Source organism: Pseudomonas sp. P7758 (assembly GCF_013386485.1).
Taxonomy (GTDB): Bacteria; Pseudomonadota; Gammaproteobacteria; order Pseudomonadales; family Pseudomonadaceae; genus Aquipseudomonas.
In genome coordinates, this window is the sequence record NZ_JACARS010000094.1 from 20864 (window position 1) to 42070 (window position 21207).

Below are 21207 nucleotides of genomic sequence, written 5' to 3' on the forward strand. Positions count from 1 at the left end.
TTTGCCAGGGAATTAGGGATTGAACACCAAGCCTGAGAGCGACACCACGCCGAACCGTGCACAAGACTTGCTGGCCGGCCTGTCCATCGCCGGCCTGTTGCTGCCCGAGGCCGTGGCCTATTCCAGCATCGCCGCGTTGCCGCCCCAGGCGGGCGTGATCGCCTTGTTTGCCGGATTGTTGTGCTACGGCCTGTTTGGCACCAGCCGCTTCGCGATTGTCTCTGCCACATCGTCCTCGGCAGCGGTGCTGGCGGCGGCCACGGCAACGCTGGCGGGGGATGACCCGGCACTCAGGCTGAGCCTGGCAATGGGCCTGGTACTGGTGACGGGGGCGTTTTTCCTGTTGGCCGGGATGCTCAAGCTGGGCGGGCTGACCTCGTTTATCGCCAAGCCGGTGTTGCGTGGCTTTGCCTTTGGCCTGGCGCTGACGATCATCCTCAAGCAGTTGGCCAGCGTGGTGGGCGTGCACCTGACCGACAACAACCTGATTCGCTTCCTGCCCCAGCTCCTGGAGCAACTGCCGCGCTGGAACTGGGCCGCCGCTGCCGTCGCGGGCGTCGCGTTGCTGCTGCTCTGGCTATGCGCACGAGTTCGGCGCCTGCCGGGCGGGTTGCTGGTGGTGATCCTCGGGATTGCCGCCGGCCAGTGGCTGGATCTGCAGGCCCATGGCGTGGCGTTGATCGGCGTCATCGACCTGCGTCTGGAACTGGCGCATTTGCCGGTGTTGCCGTTCGCCGACTGGCTGCGCCTGGGAGAGTTGGCGTTTGCCATGGTGATGATTCTTTACGCCGAGTCCTACGGCTCCATCAGCTCCTTCGCCCTCAAGCATGGTGATCGCGTGTCATCCAACCGTGACCTGCTGGCGCTGGGGGCCGCCAACCTGCTGTCCGGGCTGTTCCAGGGCATGCCCACTGGCGCCGGGTATTCGGCGACATCGGCCAATGAGGCGGCGGGAGCCAACTCGCGGCTGGCGGGCGCCGTGGCGGCGCTGGTGGTGTTGGCGATCGTGCTGACGGTGCTGCCGCTGGTGGCATTGACGCCGGAGCCGGTGCTTGCCGCCATCGTCATTTACGCCTTGGGCCGTGGCTTGAGCCTGCAGCCCCTGGGCCGCTATTTCTCCTGGCGGCGCGACCGGTTGCTGGTGATTTGCGCGGTGGCGGCGGTGTTGGTGCTGGGGGTGCTGGATGGGTTATTGGTGGCGGTCGGGATCAGCGTGGTGTTGATGTTGCGCCAGATGTCGTCGGCGGACGTGCGCGAGTTGGGGCGCATTGACGGTGGGCATGATTTTGTCGACTTGCTGCATCACCCGAGCGCTGAACGGATCCCCGGTGTGCTGATCGTGCGGCCCAGTGAAGCGCTGTTCTTCGCGAATGCCGAGCGAGTGTTGGGGGCGGTGTTGAGCCTGATGCGGCACGCTACGTTACCGGTGCACACGGTAGTGCTCAGCCTGGAAGAATCCCCCGACCTGGACGGCACCAGCATCGAGGCATTGCAGGCATTTTTCGTACAGGTGCGAGGGGAGGGCAAATGCCTGGTGCTGGCCCGCGTACGGCATGAGGCGCAGGAGGTGTTGCAGACGCTGCCTGAGGCGTGTGCTCCCCAGGTATTGATCAGCGGCTTGAGTGTTGATGGCGCGGTGCAGTTGGCGTTGCAGCCAACTGCCTGAGCTCGACATTAAAACGCCTCGGCGCTGAGCCCAACTTGGGCGAGGTAGCCGTGCAGTTTCTCAACGTCTGTGAAGATCGCGCCGACGTAGCCATCGGGGCGCACCAGCACCCATTCGCCATGGTCGAGGTTGTAAGCGTCATTGAACTGTCGCTGATCATCCACCAGGTCGCCGCCCGGCCCGAAGCGATGGATATGCAGCCAGGCGGCAGGCTTCAGTGACCCGCGTTCCACCTCATAGCCCAGCAATGTCCAATGCGCGCCCTGGAACAGCTTGAATAGCCGGGACGAATGGCCGCTGGCGTCCCGCACGGTTGCATCGGGCGCCCGGTCACCGGCGAGCAAGCGGCCTTCTCGTTCTGCCGGTTGCACTGCGAGCGAGGAGTGGGGATACCCGATATCGAGTTGGTGCACCTCGCGGCCGCGGCGCATGTTGCCCTTTTTCATTCCGTCCAGCAGCCTGGTCGACAGGCCGAGCATCGAGGCTGCCACAGGCCGTCGCTCTTCCTCATAGGTGTCGAGCAACGCTTCGGGCGCATCGGCCGTCACCGCCGCCAGCTTCCAGCCCAGATTGTAGGCATCTTGCACGCTGGTATTGAGGCCCTGGCCGCCGGTGGGTGGGTGGATGTGCGCGGCATCGCCGATAAGAAATACCTGTCCTACGCGATAGTGATCGGCCAGTCGCGCATTCATCGTGTAGGCCGACGCCCAGGAGACAGAGTCGATATGAATGTCCTGCCGACCCGTGCGCTCTGCCACCAGGTTCATGAGCCCCTCAGCGCTGAGGTCAACTTCTGTGTCCAGCGGAATCGGCGCCTGTATCTGAAACAGCTCGGTCCCCGCCAATGGGCAGATTGCGACCTGCATTGTCATGCACTCAGTGCTGAACCGGTGCCAGTAGTCACGCGACAGGCCGGTCATAAGCACATCGGCTACGATGGCACGGACCCCGAGGGTCTGCCCAGGAAATCCGATGTCCAGCGTGCGGCGTACCACACTGCGGCCGCCGTCTGCGCCAATGAGCCAACGTACACGCAGTGTCTGTTCGCCTTCGTTGCCGACCAAATATGCGGTCACGCCGTGGCTGTCCTGCTCGAAGCTGACTAACTCGCAGCCAAACGCCGGGCGGTGCCCCAATTCCAGAAGGCGCTCGCGCATCACCTGTTCGGTGAGGAACTGCGGCAGCATCATAGGCTGCTGATAAGGTTCGGCTGACGTTGGCGCCGAGAGCTCGATAACCTCGGCGTCGATGTGGCTGCCATCTTCGTTGTATCGCCGCTCGGGCGGGTAGACGTCGCCCGCAGCGGTGATCCGGTCGAGAATGCCGAGGTCTTCGAATATTTCCAGGGTGCGGGGTTGAATACCCTTGCCCCGCGAGCCGTGGAACGGCGCGGGGGATTTTTCGATCAGCCGGAAGGAAATGCCTCGTCGCGCCAGGTCGATCGCCAGGGTCAAACCGGCCGCACCGGCACCACAAATCAGAACGTCGACTGCGCATTGCTCTTTCATCTGGACTGCCTTTATATGTAATATGCACATATATTTGAGCAAGGAAGATTCCGTGTCAACAGAAAGCGTGCAAAATACACCTATAGGTCTTCAGATTCGCGAGCTTCACGGGGCGCTGATTGAAATTGTCGGTGCCATGAACCGGCCGCAGCGCGACGAAGTGATGGTCCGGGAGGCGGGTATCGCCCTTGATCGGGCACTGTTTCCGCTGCTGGTGCTGGTGGAGCGGCTGGGGCCGATCGGCGTTGTGGAGCTGGCCGACCGCGTGGGACGCGACTACACCACGGTCAGCCGCCAGGTGGCGAAGCTGGAAAGCCTCGGTTTGGTCGACCGCCAGGAAAGTGCCAAGGACCGCCGGGTTCGCGAGTCGGTGATCACCCCGCAGGGCAAGGCAATGACGGATCGGGTGGATGAGGCACGTACGCGAATGGGGATGGCCATTTTCGCCACCTGGGAACAGCAGGACATCGACGACCTGGTGCGGCTGATGGGCAAGTTTGCCGCCGACCTCAACGACGATGCGCTGGTCACTCTGACGCTTGAGAATCGATAGAAAAGCCGGGCAAAAAAAATACCCCTCAATGAGGGGTATTTTTAAACGACTTCCAGCGGTTACCTGCGGCGGAACAACGGCAACGGTTCATCCGTCGCGGCCTGGTACGTCACCGAGAAATCCTTGAGGCTTTCCAGCGCTTCATACGGGTCTTTGTCCGCGCGCAAGGCGAAGGCATCGAACCCGCAGCGGCGCAGGTAGAACAACTGGTCGCGCAGCACATCGCCAATCGCCCGCAGCTCGCCCTTGTAACCATAACGGTCACGCAGCAGGCGGGCGTTGGAGTAGTTGCGACCGTCGGTGAAGGCCGGAAAGTTCAGGGCGATGACCTGGAAGTGCTCCACGTCATCACCGATCTCTTCGGCTTCTTCATCGGCGTCCAGCCATACACCCAGGCCGCCGTCGCGGGCCTTGAGGGCGTGAGCGTGCTCGCGCCACAGGGCCAGTGGCACGATCAGGTCGTCGCAGTTGGAGATGCCATCGAAGCTCGCGTCCTTGGGCAGCAGGTGCCAGGTTTCGTCGAGGACTTCGTTGTTCTTAATGATTCGCTGCATAGACGCGCTCCTTGAACAGGTCAATGCCGATGCGCTGGTAAGTGTCGATGAAACGCTCATCTTCGGTGCGCTGTTCAACGTACACGTCGATCAGCTTGCCGATCACGTCAGGCATGGCTTCCTGGGCGAAGGACGGGCCGAGGATCTTGCCCAGGCTCGCATCGCGGCTGGCGCTGCCACCCAGGGACACTTGGTAGAATTCTTCGCCTTTCTTGTCCACGCCCAGGATGCCGATGTGGCCGACGTGGTGGTGACCACAGGCGTTCATGCAACCGGAGATGTTCAGGTCCAGCTCGCCGATGTCGAACAGGTAGTCCAGGTCGTCGAAACGGCGCTGGATCGATTCGGCAATCGGGATCGACTTGGCGTTGGCCAGGGAGCAGAAGTCGCCGCCCGGGCAGCAGATGATGTCGGTCAGCAAGCCGATGTTCGGCGTGGCAAAACCCTGCTCGCGCAGCTCGCCCCACAGGGTGAACAGTTGAGACTGTTCAACATCGGCCAGGATGATGTTCTGCTCGTGGGAGGTGCGCAGTTGGCCGAAGCTGTAGCGCTCGGCCAGGTCGGCGACGCCGTCCAGTTGCTTGTCGGTGATGTCACCCGGTGCAACACCGGTAGGTTTCAGCGACAGGGTCACGGCCACATAGCCCGGCTTTTTGTGGGCCAGGGTGTTGCGGGTGCGCCAGCGGGCGAAACCCGGGTGCTGCGCATCGAGCTCGGCCAACGCGGCGTCCTGATTGCTCAGGGCCTTGTAGTCCGGGTCGACGAAGTGTTTGGCAACGCGGTGCACTTCGGCGTCGGTCAGGGTGGTCTGGCCGCCGCGCAGGTGTTCCATCTCGGCGTCGACTTTCTGGGCGAACACCTCGGGGGTCAGCGCTTTTACCAGGATCTTGATCCGGGCCTTGTACTTGTTGTCACGACGGCCGTAGCGGTTGTAGACCCGCAGGATCGCGTCGAGGTAGCTCAACAGGTCCTGCCACGGCAGGAATTCGTTGATGAAGGCACCCACTACCGGCGTACGACCGAGGCCACCGCCGACGAGCACACGGAAGCCCAACTCTCCCGCCGCGTTGTGCACCGGCTCCAGGCCGATATCGTGCACTTCGATGGCGGCGCGGTCCGAGGTCGAGCCATTGATGGCGATCTTGAACTTGCGCGGCAGGTAGGCGAATTCCGGGTGGAAGGTGGTCCATTGACGGACGATTTCACACCATGGGCGGGGGTCGATCAGCTCGTCAGCGGCAACGCCGGCGAACTGGTCGGTGGTCACGTTGCGCAGGCAGTTACCGCTGGTCTGAATGGCATGCATCTGCACGGTGGCCAATTCAGCCAGGATGTCCGGCACGTCTTCCAGGGCCGGCCAGTTGAACTGAACGTTCTGGCGAGTACTGATGTGGGCGTAGCCCTTGTCGAAGTCGCGGGCAATCTTGGCCATCATGCGCGTCTGACGGGAAGTCAGTTGGCCATAAGGCACGGCAACCCGCAGCATCGGCGCAAAGCGCTGAACATAAAGGCCATTTTGCAGGCGCAGAGGGCGGAACTCTTCTTCGCTCAGTTCACCTGCCAGATAGCGTCGGGTCTGATCACGGAACTGCTTGACGCGGTCCTCGATGATGCGCTGATCGTATTCGTCGTATACGTACATATAGGTCCTGTTCTCGGCAAATCTGCGCGCACGGCCGCGCACTCCCAACGGAGCCGGCGCACGATACCAGTTTGCGTTTATGCGCAAAAGTGATGTTTGAGTATATGCAAATAACCAAATGGCCTAATGAGAACGGTTATCGCGATACCCACATTTGTCATGCGGGCAATCATGAACTTTACTGTGCTCGTGTCTTTGTGCAATCACCTATAAAACCGACAAGAGGCGATGCTATGAGCAATCCGACCAAAGCCCGCAAAAGTGACAGCAGTGTCGATGCGTGGGCCATTCTGTTCTTGATTATCCTGGTGGTTTCCACTGCCGTGTTCTGGGTCAGCCATCAATAAAAGGGCGTTATCGAGCCTTGTTGTCGACAATCGGCAATTAGCCGAGATTGACCGGCCTGATGCCATTATCATGGGCCGTCATTCCGAAGGGCTCAGGCAACGATGTTGAAGGTTCTCTGCAAGTGCTTGCTGGTGCTGAGCATGCCGTTCTGGGCCATCGCCCAGGCGACGTCGGTGGTGTTTCTCAACCCTGGCAATTCGACCGAGACCTTCTGGGTCAGCTACGCGCAATTCATGCAGGCCGCCGCCAGGGACCTCGGCCTGGATTTGCGTGTGCGCTATTCCGAGCGCAATCCCGAGACCACGCTGGTGCAGGCCCGTGAAGCCCTGCAAGGCGCCGAGCGCCCGGACTACCTGGTGCTGGTCAACGAGCAGTACATTGCCCCGCAGATCTTGCGCCTGGCCCAGGGCAGCGGGGTCAAGCTGCTGATCGTCAACAACGCGCTGACCGCGGACCAGACTCAACTGCTGGACGCCGGCAAATACCCTGACTGGATCGGCAGCATGGTCGCCGACGACGAACAGGCGGGCTACTTGATGCTCACCCAGTTGTTGCGCCTGCATGGGCCTGTCGCCCCCGGCCAGACCCTCGACCTGATCGCGTTCTCCGGGGCCAAGACCACTCCCGCCGCGCAACTGCGCGAGCGGGGCTTGCAGCGCGCCCTGGCGGATCATCCGCAGGTGCGCCTGCGCCAGTTGGTGTATGGCGAGTGGAGTCGCCAGCGCGCTTTCGACCAGGCCACGCAGTTATTCAAACGCTACCCGCAGACCGCGCTGGTGTGGGCGGCCAACGATGAAATGGCGCTGGGGGCAATGGATGCACTCAAAGGCAGCGGGCGCACGCCGGGCAGGGACGTGTTGTTCAGCGCGGTCAACAGTTCGCCCGAAGCGTTGCAGGCGCGCCTTGAGGGGCGCCTGAGTGTGCTGGTGGCCGGGCATTTCACCCTTGGCGGCTGGGCGATGGTGGTGCTGCATGACGATGCCCGCGGCCTGGGCATGGCGCAGTACGGTGGGCGTGAGCGCAAGCTTGGGCTCTTTCGATTGATTGATCCGCCACACGCCACGCGCCTTTTAGAGATGCAGGGGCGCGAGGACTACGGCGTCGACTTTCGAGCACTGTCAGCCCAGGGCAAGCCAGCCACCTATCGCTACCCGTTCAGCCTGCAACTGCTGATGCATTGACCGGCTTCAAACACCGGCCAGGTGCAGCACCAGCTTGACGATGCCAAACAGGGTCAAGGCAAACACGGCGGTAAACACAATACCCAGGATGACAAAGTGGCTGGGCTTGCCATGGGTAAAGTCGCGGGCGCGATTCTTCCCGCTCTGCACCCCGAAGGCGGCTGCCATCACGCTGTGAAGCATCTGCCAGAAAGTCGGTGGCTTGTTGTTGGAATCGTCCATAAAGGCCTCGCGGTAGGGATCAAACCCATGGATGAGGATAGCCAAGTTCCCGCAAAACACCGGCTGTAGCTATCTACCGCCCTGGCGGTTGGCCCGTTCGCTGTACTGGGACTCCTTAACAGAGTCATCAGGAACGAGCGCATGCCAACCTTACCCGCCCCGACAGAGCAGGGGCTACACACCGCATTGATCAAGAACAGCTTGCCCGGCTGGATTGCCCGCAGCGCGGCTGCGGACATCCGACGCTTGAAGCCGGGCCTGCTGCCCGGGCGCGTCCCCGAGGATGCACCACCTGCCTGGCTCAGTAACGCGCCCCAGGGGTTGCGCCAGGCATTCGCCGACAGCCAGTTGGCCAGTCGCCGCGCCCACGAGCGGCTGGCCAAGACTCTCGACGGCCTCAAGGGCATCACCGAGTTCGCCCAGCCGCTGCTGGAAGACGCCTGGCGCAAACGGTTCGGTGAGGTACCGGACGTCCACAAGCACCAGTTGCACTACCTGCGTTACCGTCAGGTGCCGCAACAGCATTCGCTGTTGCAGGCAGCATTGCTCAACTTTGAAGGCAATGAAGACTTTGCCGATATCGCCCTTGAGCAAACCAGCGCGCTGGCCCCCGAAGGGGCGTTGTTCACCGAGTACTACGGCGAAATTCTGAACGACCATTCACGCCGGGCCCGCTATCGCTACCGCGAAAAGCTCGCCGTCACCCCGGACCAGTTTGCCGCGCTCTGCCGCACGCTGGACCTGGGCCGGCAATACCAGGCGCATTTGCAGCAGGTGTTCGAGGAGGCGGGCACCAAGGCCGTGGTGCGCGAGCAGATGATCGACGCGCACAAGAAACTGCTGGCCGTCAGGCTGCACACGGCGCGGATGAAGAACGAAATCAGCGACAGTGCCTATGCCATGCTCAACGCCTTACTGGCCGGTACCGAACGGCCGCAGTTGGATGGCAAGCCCGTCGCCTGCAGCCAATTGGCGATTCTCGGCTGCAAGGTGGGTGAAGTCGTACTGATCGGGCCGGGCGTCGGCGCGATGGCAGATGCCCGGCAGCCGTTGGGCTGGGGCACTGTGCTGGTGCCCGGCGCCTCGCTAGGGGAGTTGCTGGTGCCGGCCGCGGCCGACCAGCGGCTGGTGGCGTGGATCCCCGGTGCGCCGTTGTACCCGCTCAAGGAATACCCGTCGATAAAGGCGTTCGAGGCGGAACTGGCGATCAACCTGCGCTCCCCGGAGTATCAGCGGCTGTTTGCCAGCCTGGTGCCGCAAGACGAAGCCCCGGCTTTCCTGCAACGACTGAAGACCAAGCTCTTTACCTTCGAGTGGAACTCCAGAGGCTACATGGAACAGGTCTACGACCCGAACGTCAACCTGGCGCGCCGCGAAAGCCTCATCAGTGGCGAGCTGTTCGGAGCGCTCTATGACAACCACCTGCAACGCCTGAAAGATAACGCCAGAACGCTCGCCGTACCCACCGCCGAGGCGGATCGCAAGGCTGCCCAGGAACGCCACGAACATTGGCTGAGTATTGGCTTGAATGTGCTGAACATGGCGGCCTTTGTCGTGCCCGGCCTGGGGGAGGTGATGCTGGCGGTCACGGCTGTGCAACTGGGCCTGGAGGTCTACCATGGCATCGAGGCGTGGAAGGAAGGCGACATCGATGCCGCCTGGGGACATCTGGAGTCGGTGGCGCTGAACGTGGCCTTCATGGCCGCCCTCGGCGGTTCGACGGCCCTGGCCGGTCGCGCGCCGAAAATCCAGGTGTCCCGCTGGGTGGATGGCCTGGTACCGGTCAAACTGCCCAGTGGTGAGGCTCGGCTGTGGAAACCGGACCTGGCGCCGTACCGCAGCGAGGTGGTGCTGGCCCCGGCTGTCAAGCCCAATGCCCGGGGCCAGTACGAGACAGGCGGCAAGATTTATGTGCGTATCGGCGAAAACCTGCATGAAAAGGTCTTCGACAGCCGAATCCGCAAGTGGCGGATCAAACACCCGGAAAATCCCGAGGCTTACCAACCGATCCTTGAACACAACAACGCCGGTGCCTGGCGGCATGTGCATGAGCAGCCCTTCAAATGGGACCGCCTGACCCTGTTGCGACGACTGGGGCCTGCCACTGAAGAATTCTCTGATACGACACTGGGCATTATTGGGGATATCAGTGGGGTCCAGGATGACGTGTTGCGCAAGGCGTATATCGAAGGCAGGCCGCTGCCCGCCGTGCTGGCCGATACCCTGGAGCAGTTCCGCAGCCAGCCAGTGGCGGAAACGGCGCCGCTGGCTGGCGAAGAGGCGGTGCTGCAACGGCGCTTCCCTGGATTGTCGAGGCGAGCCATCCAGGAAATTCTTGATACCGCCAGCGAACAGGAGCGCTTGCAACTGCGCAGTCAGCGTGGAGCCTCGGCGCGCCTGGACAATGCCGCTCGCCGCGCAGTCCAACAAGGCCGCCTGAGCCGCGCCCTGGCGGGGCTGCATCGTCAGGCCGACGCCGGTGCCGACACTGACCGCCTGGCCCTGCATTGCCTGCAACACTTGCCGGGCTGGCCCACCAATCTGCGCCTGGAAGTGCGCTTTCAGGCTGTCGAAGGACCGTTACTGAACAGCATTGGCCCGCAAGATGCGCCGCTGCGCAGATACCTGGTCAAGCAGGGCGAAGCCTTCCAGGCCTACGACGAGCGCGGTGTCGCGCTGAACAGCCGGACCACCGGGCGGCGTAATTTCTTCCAGTCCGTCGTGCATGCGATCCCCGCTGCGGCCCGACCTGGCCTGGACATGCCCGTGGCGACCCTGGACCGGGAACTGCAACAGGCGGTGGCCAGTTATGCCACCCGCCGCCGTAGCCAAATGTCCAATGTGCTCGGCCTGCGCGCACCGCGTTCGCGACCCGTCTTGACGGGGGCGGGGGGTGTCCTGGGTTACCCGTTGAGCGGTCGGGGCAAAGGCTTTGACGTGGATGCATCGCTGACGGCGAGGGTGCAGGCGCTCTATCCGAACCTCAACGCCGGGCAGGCCAGCGATTTTGTCCTGAGCCGATTGCAGGCCGGTGAAAGCGCCCAACAGATCTTCACCCTGTTGGGAAACCGCCAGCGTGAGTTCGACCTGTTGCAGGCAGAACTTGATCAATGGACCGCCGCTGCAGCCGGGCAGGCGGGCGGGGCCAGCCAGCAACAACGGGTAGCGGCCGACATCATAGGATGCTGGCGCCAGGGCATTTACCGCGAGCGGCCGCCCCAGAGCATTCTGTCGTTGGGCAGCGTGACGGACCTTCCGCGCCTGAGTGCAGACTTTTCCCATGTGCAGGCGCTGAGCGCACATGCCGAGCTTTTGTTGGGTGATCAGGGCGTGCGCCTGGCCGATCAGTTTTCCCGGGTGCGACACCTTGAGGTGTTTTTTGACGCAACGCCGGGCACCGGACTGGTCGACGGGCTGAACCGCTTCGTCGATCTCAACCAACTGACGTTGAATGGTCGGGACGTGGCCTATTCGGTCCCCTTCATTCAACGCCTGGGGGCAATGGAGCGCTTGCGCAACCTGTCCGTCGCGGGGCTTTCGCAAAACCTGGACGTCAGCCCCCTCACGCACCTGCGCTCGTTGCGCATGGAGGGCTCGGTGCAGGAGTGGCCACAGGGGGTGACGTCACTTGAGCACCTTGAGAGGCTCGACCTGTGGCGAACAAACATCCGTTCGGTACCCCCGTCGATGCTCATCGGGCATGAACGATTGTGGCGCGGCCTGAACCTGCGGTGGGCCGCGTTTGACCGCCGGGAATTCATGGCGGTGTATGAACATGTGCGGGGCAATCCGGCTCACCTGCTCAATGAGCAAGCCCTGGTGCAGGGTTACTGTGAAGGCGTGATGGACCGCTTGAAAAATGTGCACTGGGGGTTTGGCATAGACGTTGTCTCTCAGTTCCGGCAGCAGGGTCTGACCACTGAACAGATACTGGCTCGCACTCACCAGGTGCTCGACGAACAGCTCGCCCTGAGCCGGGACCTGCAGGAGTGGGCGGCCAGGGAGTTGCGGGTTGACCGCCGGCAGGTGGATGTCTTTTACCGCCAGCGCGCCGCCGAGCGGCTCCTGGACAGTTGGCGTGAAGGCCTGGGGCCGCGGTTTGCGCCGTCGGGCATGTCGGCGCGCTCCAACCTGCCGACCGCCACACTGAACCTGTCGGGGGGCGTGCTGGGCGACTTGCCCGGGTTGCCGGCGGCCGCGTTCGCCCATGTCAAACAGGTCAACCTGAGCGGCACCCGGGTTTCCATTGAGGCGCTGAATGACTTTCTCGGCGCATTCAACGCCATTGAAGACTTGAACCTCAGTGCCAGCAACCTGGCACAGCTGCCTTCGGCCCTGGACAACTTCACCGCCCTGCGCCAGTTGGATCTTTCCCACAACCAACTGAGCATCATCCCGTCCATCCAGCAACGCTTGAGCCGCTTGACGGCTCTTGAAACCCTGGACTTGCAATACAACCGTGTCGCGAGCCTGGATCTGCGTGGCCTCAACGCCTTGCGCCACTTGAACCTCAGCCGCACTGGAATCACCGAATGGCCCGAGGGTGTCCTGGACTTGCCAGTCCTGGAAAGCCTGGACCTGAGCCACAGCGCTATCACCCGGGTGCCCGCCCAGGCGCTCACCGGCCACGACACGCTGATGCTCAAGAGCAACCTGCGGGGTTGCCGACTGACTGCCCGGGCCTGCGCCGACATCCTGGCCTTTGCGCAACGCACCCTGCGGGAAAATCCATTGGGCCTTGATGTGGAATTACTGCCGTTGGTGGGGCCGGAAATCTACCTGCACAAGCCGCTGGGCATTCCCCAGGAACAGATGCGCATCGGCCGGACCGGCGGCGATCCGGAATATTTCCCGGTCAGGGTCACCGACGACCCCGGCCAGTTGCTGTTGCCCCTGCACGTCGAGAACGTCGACGCGCAAGCACGCCTCACTCCGGCGGCGCGCCTGCAACAACTGGATCCTGCCTTGAGCAGTGCCCAGGCGGTGGCGCGCATTGATGAATGGCTGGCCGCCGGCCTGGGCGCCACCGGCGTCGACACACGCCTGGTGCAGTTGCGCGCCGAGCATCAACGCTTGAGCCGGGTGTTGAACAGTTGGATCGACATCGAAGGTTATCGCGAGGGGGGCGGCTGGGTCAGTGCCCTCGACCGTCGTCGTGCCGCCGGCCGGCTCCTTGAAAGCTGGCGCCACAACCTGCGTGCCCGGCCCGAGGTGCCGCCGGTGGACGGGCGCGAGGTACTGGACCTGTCCGGGTTGTATCTGGGCGACCTGCCGACGTTGCCGGCTTCAATGAGCCACGTCAGCGTGCTCGACCTCACCGAGGTGAAGCTGACGGAGCAGGGGTCCAATGGGTTCCTGGGCAGTTTCCCCCACCTGCGCCGGCTTGTGCTCAACAAGAATGGCCTGGCGCACCTGCCCGAGGTGATCAACCAATACACGGCGCTGACTCATCTCGAAGCCACCTACAATGATTTGCGCGACGCTGTGGAGCTACAGGCACTGCTCGGCCCATTAAGTGCGCTGGAATGGCTCGACCTTGGCGAAAACACCCTGGCCAGCCTGGATGTCAGCGGCCTGCGCGGGCTGACAAACCTGGACCTGCACAACAACGTCCTGGAGGAATGGCCGGCCGGGGCATTGGAACTGCCGCGACTGCGCACCCTCGACCTCAGCAATAACCAGATCGAGACCATCCCGGACGATGCCCTGTTGCCTCGCCACAACCTCCTGATGAGCAACACCAACCTGACGGACAACGGGCTGGAAGAACGCGTGTTCGAGCGCCTGAGCGACTTCCTCGAGGAAACGGGGTTCGGCCTGGGCTATACCCGGGAGCAAATTGATCGCGAGCTCGATGGCTTCCTCCTCAGTACCAGTCACGAGGAAGCGGATCTGAGCGGTGAGCTGCATCCGGAGCTGCTGACGCCCGCAGCACAGAAGGCCCAGTGGTTTGCTGGCGTGGCGGCCGACTCCAGCAAACACGCAGTCTGGGAGTCGCTCAAGAGCGCTGACGACAGTGAGGATTTCTTCTACATCATTTCCCAGCTGAAAAACGCCCAGGACTTCATCACCGACCGCCCTGAGTTGACGCGCCGGGTATGGGAGGTGCTGGAGGCCGCCGAGCAACGTTCGGCGTTGCGCGAGCAACTGTTCGGCAAGGCTCGCGGCATGCGGATCAACGCGACCTGCGGTGACGGTTGGATCCTGCTGTTCAGCGACCTTGAAGTCAGTGTCTATGAGTTCAAGGCCCTGGAAACCGTGGAACCCGGAAAAGAAGGCGCGGCGCTGTTCAAGCTGGCCAGAAGCATGATCCGCCTGGAACAGACTGAAGCCACCGCCAGCCGCGTGGTCAGCCTAAAGCCCAGTGTTGACCCGGCGGAAATTCGCCTGGCCTACCGCATCGGCCTGGCCCAACGCCTGGAGTTGCCGCGCCAGCCGTCCGGCATGCTGTACCGCAACCTTTCCCAAGTGAAACAGGCCGATATCGACCAGGCCTACGCCAGCATCATCGGCCGGGAGGCGACCGAGGCGTTCACGGCCGATCTGGTCACGCGCCAGTACTGGGTCGACTACGTGCAGAAGCAATACGCCGCCGACTTTACGACGCTGGCCCAGACCCATGCCCGCGAGGCTGAAGCCCTGGAGGATCGCTATCCGGAGTTTGGCGCGCAGTACGAGGCAGAAGCCGTGGTACTGGCCAAGCAAAGGACTGAGCAACGCCAGGCCCTGCTGATTCGCCTGTCCGGGCGGGAGAGAGCAGCACTGAGGCTATAACAGCCTGTGCCCCGGCGGCAGGTCCGGAAACGGGCCTGCCGCGCCCCAGTGGTCGTAACCCAGGTTCGGCGCCAAGGTGCACAAAAACAATTATCTACCTGCGAAGGCGCTCGCCTGTTCGCTGTACTGGGCCTCCCTAAAGCGTTCTCAGGAAGCCGCACATGTCTACTCCACCTAACGCCCTCGCGGACGAAAGCTTGCACACCGCCCTGATCAAGGCACGTCTGCCCACGTGGGTTGCCCATATGGCCCCCGTCGATGTGCGCCGGCTCAAACATGGACTGTTGCCCGGCAGGGAGCGGCCTGCCACCAAGGTTCCGCTCTCGCCCGCATTGAACAAGGCACTCGATGACAGTCGCAAGGCCAGCCGTCAGTCCCGCGAAGCCTTGGCCAAGGGCCTTGGCGCGCTGCAAGGCATTGTCGAATTCGCCCAGCCCAAGCTGGAAGCGGCGTTGCGCGAGGCGATGCGCGAGGCCCCGGACGTCAACAAAAACCAGCTGCATTACCTGCGGTATCGCCAGGCCCCGCAGCAGCATTCGTTGTTGCAGGCAGCGCTGCTGAACTTCGAGGGCGATGAAGACTTCACCGATATCGCCCTCGAACAGACCAGCGCCCTGGCGCCGGAAGGTGCGCTGCTGACCGAGTACTACGGCGAGGCGCGGGCGGATGGCTCGCGTGCGGCGCGTTATCGCTACAGCGAAACCCTGTCGATGACTCCACAAACCTTTTCCACCCTGTGCCGCACCCTGGACCTGGGGCAGCAATACCAGGCCCACCTGGCGCAGGTGTTCGATGCCGCTGCCACTCGGGCCGTGGTGCGGGAGCAGATGATTCGCGCGCAAAAAGACCTGCTGACGGTACGCCTGTATACCGCATGGGCGCAGGGCGACATCGGTCCGGCGGTGTTTCTCATGTTGCGTGAAGTGCTGGCAGGTACTTCGCGGCCGCTGCTGGATGGCGAGGTCGTACGTTTCGGTCAACTGTCGATCCTGGGCTGCGAGCTGGGGGAGGTGCTGCTGATCGGGCCGGGTGTCGCACCGACCCGGTCCGTGATCCCGCCCTTGTTTCCTGGGGCAGGTGTGAGCGGGCTGCTTCCCGTGGCGCCTGATACGCGGGTGGTGGCCTGGATTCCGGGCGCGCCGCAGTGCCCGCTCAAGGAATACCCGTCTATGCAGGCGTTCGACAAGGAACTGGCGGTGAACCTGCGCTCACCTGCCTATCAGCAGTTGTTTGCCAGCCTGGTACCTCAGCAACAGGCGCCGCAGTTCCTTGAGCGCCTCAAGGAAAAACTCTACACATTCACCTGGAACCCGCGAGGCTACAAGGAGCAGGTCTACGACGAGCAAATCAACTTGAACCGGCGAGAACGGTTGATCGAGGGGGAGTTGTTCGGCGCGCTCTACGAGCGGCATGTACAGCGCCTCAAGGACAATGCCAGAACCCTGGCGGTGCCCACTGCGGAGGCTGATCGAAAAGCCGCACAGGCACGCCATGCTCACTGGTTGAGCATGGGTTTGAACACATTGAATGTGGCCGCATTCATGGTGCCCGGCCTGGGGGAGCTGTTGTTGGCGGTCACGGCGATTCAGTTGGGCCTGGAGGTCTATCACGGCATCGAATCCTGGCAGGAGGGCGATATGGATGCGGCATGGGAGCACCTTGAGGCGGTGGCGCTGAATCTCGGGTTCATGGCTACCCTGGGTGGGGCGGCAGCCCTCGCTGGCCGGGCGCCCGCTATCCAGGTGTCGAAATGGGTCGATGGGCTGGTGCCGGTGAAGTTGCCGAACGGCGAAAGGCGCCTGTGGAAACCCGACCTTGCGGCCTACCGCAGTCATACCGTTCTGGATGCATCACTCAAGCCCAATGCCCAGGGGCAATACGCGCAGGGCGGCAAGATGTACGTGCGTCTGGGTGAGGGCCTTTATGAAAAGGCTTTTGATGCGCGGACTCGAAAATGGCGGATCCAGCATCCGAACAATCCGGCCGCGTACCAGCCGATCCTCGAACACAACCAGGCGGGTGCCTGGCGCCATACCCATGAACGCCCACTGGAATGGGACCGCCTGACCTTGCTGAGGCGCCTGGGTCATGAAACCCAAGGCATCAGCGATGCAACGTTGAGCGCCCTTGGCGACATCAGCGGCATCAGTGATGACCTGTTGCGCAAGGTCCACATAGATGGTTTGCCGATGCCTGCCGTGCTGGCCGATACGTTGCAGTTGTTTCGCGGCGCGCCGCCACAGGCTGTACTCCTGTCCCCCGAGGGCGCAGTGTTGCAGCGCCGCTTTGCTTCTTTGTCCCGAGGCGCGATCAACGAAATTATCAGTACGGCCAGCGATAAGGAACGCCTGCAGATACTGGGCCGAACCGGTGTTGCGCCGCGCCTGGATAACCTGGCGCGGCGTGCGGTACAGCAACGTCGCCTGAGCAGTGCGTTGGCCGGCTTGCACCTGCCGGCGCTCGCCAGCCTGGACAGTGACCGGCTGGCGTTGCATTGCTTGCAGCAACTGCCGGGCTGGTCTCCCACGCCGCGCCTGGAACTGCGCGCCGACAACCCCAGTGGGCGCTTGCTGGCTGAAGTCGGGCCTGAAGACGCGGCAGTGCGCCGTTACCTGGTCAAAAAAGGCGAGACATTCCTGGCTTACGACCTGCAGGGGGCTCCTCTTAACAGTCCGGTCCCCGGCAGTCGTAATTTCTACCCATCAATCGTCCATGCCTTGCCCGTGACCCTGCGCCAGTCACTGGGTTTGCCGCTGGCCAGCGCGGACGTCGATTTGCAGCAAACCCTGGCACGGTATGCCACGGCACACCGCCTCGAAATGGCCGCCGTGCTGAAGATACGCGCGCCCATGGCTCGCCCGGCGTTGCGTCTGGCGAGCGGGTTATTAGGTTATGCCCTGAGCGGCCGGGGTGCGGCCCAGGCACCCAATGCCGCCCTGGCGGCCAGGGTTCGCGATGTTTACCCCAACCTCAGCGATGAGGCGGCCCAGCTGTTTGTGCAAAGTCTGTTGCAGGCCGGCCAGCGTCCCCCTCAGATCTATGAGTTGATAGGCATCCGCGAGCGCGAACTGACCCGGTTACGCATGACCCTGGATCGTTGGGTGACGCAAAACAGTGCTCAGGCGGGGGCACAACATACGGCCGACACCCTGATCAATTGCTGGCGCGAAGGCGCGTACCGGGGCTTGAAACCCCATGCCTATCTGTCACTGGGCAAGGCCGGTAACTTGCCGGCGCTGGATGCTGATTTTTCCCATGTGCGAGGGTTGGGCGTAAGCGGCGAAACCCTGGCGGGCGCCCAGGGCACCAGGCTTGCGCAGCAGTTCTCCAACGTCGAAGTCCTGAATGTGTTTACCGAGCCCGCCCATGTCGAAGCGATTGCCGCGGGCCTCGGGCTGTTTCCCAAGCTTGAAGAGTTGTCGATCGACGGCTGGGGCTTGATCTATTCGCCGGCCTTTTTGCAACGCCTTAACACGTTGAGCCAATTGCGCCGGTTGGTCCTGACGGGCGCGCTGGACGCGCTGGATGTCAGTGGCTTGAAACAGCTGCTTGCCTTGCGGGTGGCGGGCGCCCTGAAAGAGTGGCCGGTAGGTGTTCTGACGTTGGACAAACTGGAGACGCTCGACCTGTTGGCGACCGGGATAAATACCATGCCGGCGGCAATGCTTGAGGGCCACGAGCGCCTGTGGCGTGGCCTTACCCTCAACTGGGCAGCGTTTGAGCGACGTGCGTTCATGCCGGTGTATCAGCACGTGAAAGGCCACCCGGGGCATTTGGTGGATGAAGTGCTGATGGTGGACGCTTATTGTGAAGGCGCGTTGCGACGCCTGAAAGACAGCGACCCGGCGTTTGCGCCCAGTGCCTTGGCGTACCTGCGGCGCCATCGGTTGACCAGTGACGCCAAGTTGACCCGTGTGCACGCCTTGCTGGATGAACATGCAACCTTGCAGCAGGCGCTGGAAGAGTGGCAGGGCAGGGAAGTGGAGGTCGACCGGCGACCGGTGGACCCGCTCAATCGTCAACGTGCGGCAGACAAGCTCATGGCTTACTGGCGCGATGGCCTCGACCGACGTTTTGCCTCCCCCCGTGAGGTGGCCGGGCCTTCTTCGCCAGCCGCCTCCGAGGGGGTCATGCTGGACCTGTCGGGTACGGTACTGGGGGATTTGCCGCTGATGCCGGCCGCAGCGTTTGCCCACGTGCAGCGCTTGAACCTCGCAGGCACCCGGGTTTCAGTGGCGGCATTGAACGATTTCCTCCCCCAGTTCACCCAAATCCACGGCCTGGACCTGAGCCGCAGCAACCTGATGGACCTGCCGGCGTCCCTGACGCAGTTGAGGTCTCTCAAACAGCTGGACCTGGCGCACAACCAGTTGACGATCACTGAGGCGATACAGCAGCGCCTCAGCGCCCTGGTCACGCTTCGAGGGTTGAACCTGGATTACAACCGTGTGGGTACCCTGGATGTCAGCGGGCTCAACCAGCTGCGCAGCCTGAACCTGAGCCACACCGCGACCACCGCCTGGCCGACAGGTTGGCTGGCATTGCCCGAACTGCGTCAAGTGGATCTGAGCTACAGCGCAATTACCACGATCCCCCAGGCTGCACTGACCGGCCATGACCTGCTGATGCTCAGCAGCAACGTGCGTGGCTGTCGCCTGACCTTGCCGGCTTGCGCCGACATACAGCGTTTTGCCCTGCGTACCTACCAGGACAATCCGTTGAACGTCGCACCGGCCATGCTGCCGGTTTTTGGCCCGAGCTTTTACCTGGATAAACCCTTGGGCATTCCCCGCGAAGGGCTGGCGGAGGGCAGAACGGGGGGCGATCCGGAATACTTTCCCCTGGAGGTCACGGACAGTCCCGATCTGCTCCTCGCGCTGGAGGTAGAGGTGCCCAACAGTGAAGTTCGGCAGACACCTGCGCAGCGTCTGCAACAAATAGACCCGGCGTTGTCCACGCGCGATGCGGTACGGCGCATTGACGAACTGCTTGCCAGTGGCCTGGGCGCACTGGAGGTCGAGGCATGCCTGGTTCGGTGGCGCACGGGCTACCGGGGTATGGTGCGGGTGTTGAACGACTGGATCGATATTCGCGGTTATCGCCAGGGGGGCGGCTGGGTCAGCGCGGTGGACCGTCGTCGCGCGGCCGACAGGCTTATCGACAGTTGGCGCCATACCTTGCGGGCGCACCCCGAGGTTGCGCCGGGCGATGGGCGCGAGGTCCTTCAATTGAACGACCTGTATCTGGGTGACCTGCCGGCGTTACCCGAGCCGTTGGCCCATGTGAGGGTGTTGAACCTCAACGCAGTCAAGCTTACTGAGCAGGGCTCCAATGCGTTCCTGCGGGCGTTTCCCAAGCTGCGTACCCTGACTCTCAACAATAATGGCCTGATGAGCCTGCCCGACGCCGTCGGCGAATGCTCGACACTCACCGAGCTGCACCTGAGCCATAACGAACTGCGCTATCGCAGCGAGCTGCAGGGCCAGCTCAATCGGCTGACCGCGCTGGAGCGTCTGGACTTGACTGAGAACCTCCTGGACTCTCTGGACATCAGCAGCCTGCCTCAATTGCAGTCATTGGAACTGCGCGGCAATAACCTTCTGGCATGGCCGCAGGGTGTCCTCCAGGCTCCACAGTTGCGCCACCTGGACCTGCGCAGTAACCGTATCGAAACCATCCCTGAAGACGCGTTGTTGCCCCGGCACAGCGCCTTGATGTGGGGCACTGACCTGTCCGATAACCTCCTGGTTGAGGAAGATCTGGCACGCCTGCGCGCCTACGAGCAGCAGACCGACTGTGGTCTGGGGTTTTCGGCCGAGGAATTGGAAGACGCACTGGAGAGTTACCACAGTACCGATAGCAGCTCCGGGTCGGATATCCACCCTGAACTCTTGACCCCGGAACAACAGAAGGCCCAATGGTTCTCGGGTATTGCCGCCGATTCGGCCCGCCACCGGGTATGGAGCGTGCTCAAGCAGGCCGAAAACAGCGAATACTTTTTCTACATCATTTCCCAGTTGAAGAACGCCCAGGATTTCCTGCACGACCGCGCCGACCTGACTCGCCGGGTGTGGGCGGTACTTGAGGCGGCGGAGCAATACCCGCACTTGCGCGAACAACTGTTTGGCCAGGCACAGGCGATGCAGGTGAGGGCGACCTGCGGCGATGGCTGGATTCTCCTGTTCAGTGATCTTGAAGTCAGCGTGTATGAGTTCAAGGCCCTGCGGGTCAGGACGCCCGAGCAGGAAGGCACCACGCTGTTCAACCTGGCCCGGCGCATGATCCGTCTCGATGAAGCGGAGCGCATTGCGGGTGAAGCGATCAACCGCAGCCCCAGCATCGACCCGGCGGAAATTCGCCTGGCCTACCGCATCGGCCTGGCCGAGCGCCTGGATCTGCCTCACCAACCGTCCACCATGCTGTACCGCAACCTGTCCCGGGTCACCCAGGCCAATATCGATCAGGCGTATACCGCCATTATGGCCAGAGAGAGCACCCCGGTGTTTATGCAAGAGCTGGTCAAACGCCCGTACTGGGTCAGCTACTTGCAGAAGCTGTACCCGGAAGAGTTTTCGGTGTTGGCGCAGGCGCATCAGGTCAAGGTCGATGCCCTGGAGGAGCTTCACCCGGACCTCAGTGCCCAGTACCTGAGCGAAGTTGCAGCCTTGGATACCGAGAACCTCGCCGAGCAACAGGCACTGGCGCTCAGGCTTTCGGGGCGGGCGAGGAGGGATCTGGGGATCTGACCCGGGCGCCCAG

The 21207-nt window shown here is 62.7% G+C and carries 9 protein-coding genes; 5 read left to right on the forward strand and 4 right to left on the reverse strand.

What is annotated here, in order from left to right:
- Positions 1-19 precede the first annotated feature (19 nt).
- Entirely contained in the window at positions 20-1666 is a 1647-nt protein-coding gene (locus HX873_RS20390; protein ID WP_102604661.1) for a SulP family inorganic anion transporter, read from the forward strand.
- An 8-nt stretch (positions 1667-1674) separates the two neighbouring features.
- Here HX873_RS20390 and HX873_RS20395 read toward each other — a convergent pair whose 3' ends face one another.
- Positions 1675-3174, reverse strand: coding sequence for an FAD-dependent oxidoreductase (locus HX873_RS20395; protein WP_177029360.1), 1500 nt, complete (start codon positions 3172-3174; stop codon positions 1675-1677).
- Between the two features lie 52 nt (positions 3175-3226).
- Here HX873_RS20395 and HX873_RS20400 point away from each other — a divergent pair, with 52 nt between their 5' ends.
- A complete protein-coding gene (locus tag HX873_RS20400; RefSeq protein WP_256579747.1) occupies positions 3227-3727 on the forward strand; it encodes a MarR family winged helix-turn-helix transcriptional regulator in 501 nt (166 codons plus the stop codon).
- 59 nt (positions 3728-3786) lie between these two features.
- Here HX873_RS20400 and HX873_RS20405 read toward each other — a convergent pair whose 3' ends face one another.
- Positions 3787-4281: a DUF934 domain-containing protein gene (locus HX873_RS20405; protein ID WP_003210798.1), complete on the reverse strand. Its 495-nt coding sequence runs from the start codon at positions 4279-4281 to the stop codon at positions 3787-3789.
- Positions 4265-5923, reverse strand: a complete 1659-nt coding sequence (locus tag HX873_RS20410) for a nitrite/sulfite reductase (protein WP_003210800.1) — start codon at positions 5921-5923, stop codon at positions 4265-4267. The genes HX873_RS20405 and HX873_RS20410 overlap by 17 nt, the downstream gene beginning before the upstream one ends.
- A gap of 449 nt (positions 5924-6372) precedes the next feature.
- Here HX873_RS20410 and HX873_RS20415 point away from each other — a divergent pair, with 449 nt between their 5' ends.
- On the forward strand, positions 6373-7452 hold the full coding sequence (locus HX873_RS20415; RefSeq protein WP_177068964.1) for an ABC transporter substrate-binding protein: 1080 nt from the start codon (positions 6373-6375) through the stop codon (positions 7450-7452).
- A gap of 6 nt (positions 7453-7458) precedes the next feature.
- On the opposite strand, the gene HX873_RS20420 is transcribed toward HX873_RS20415, so the two are convergent.
- Positions 7459-7674, reverse strand: coding sequence for a DUF2970 domain-containing protein (locus HX873_RS20420; RefSeq protein WP_008432997.1), 216 nt, complete (start codon positions 7672-7674; stop codon positions 7459-7461).
- Positions 7675-7815: 141 nt separating this feature from the next.
- Here HX873_RS20420 and HX873_RS20425 point away from each other — a divergent pair, with 141 nt between their 5' ends.
- Positions 7816-14448, forward strand: a complete 6633-nt coding sequence (locus HX873_RS20425; RefSeq protein ID WP_256349648.1) for an NEL-type E3 ubiquitin ligase domain-containing protein — start codon at positions 7816-7818, stop codon at positions 14446-14448.
- A gap of 161 nt (positions 14449-14609) precedes the next feature.
- Complete coding sequence (locus HX873_RS20430) at positions 14610-21194, forward strand: NEL-type E3 ubiquitin ligase domain-containing protein (protein WP_177123110.1); 6585 nt, start codon at positions 14610-14612, stop codon at positions 21192-21194.
- Positions 21195-21207 lie beyond the last annotated feature (13 nt).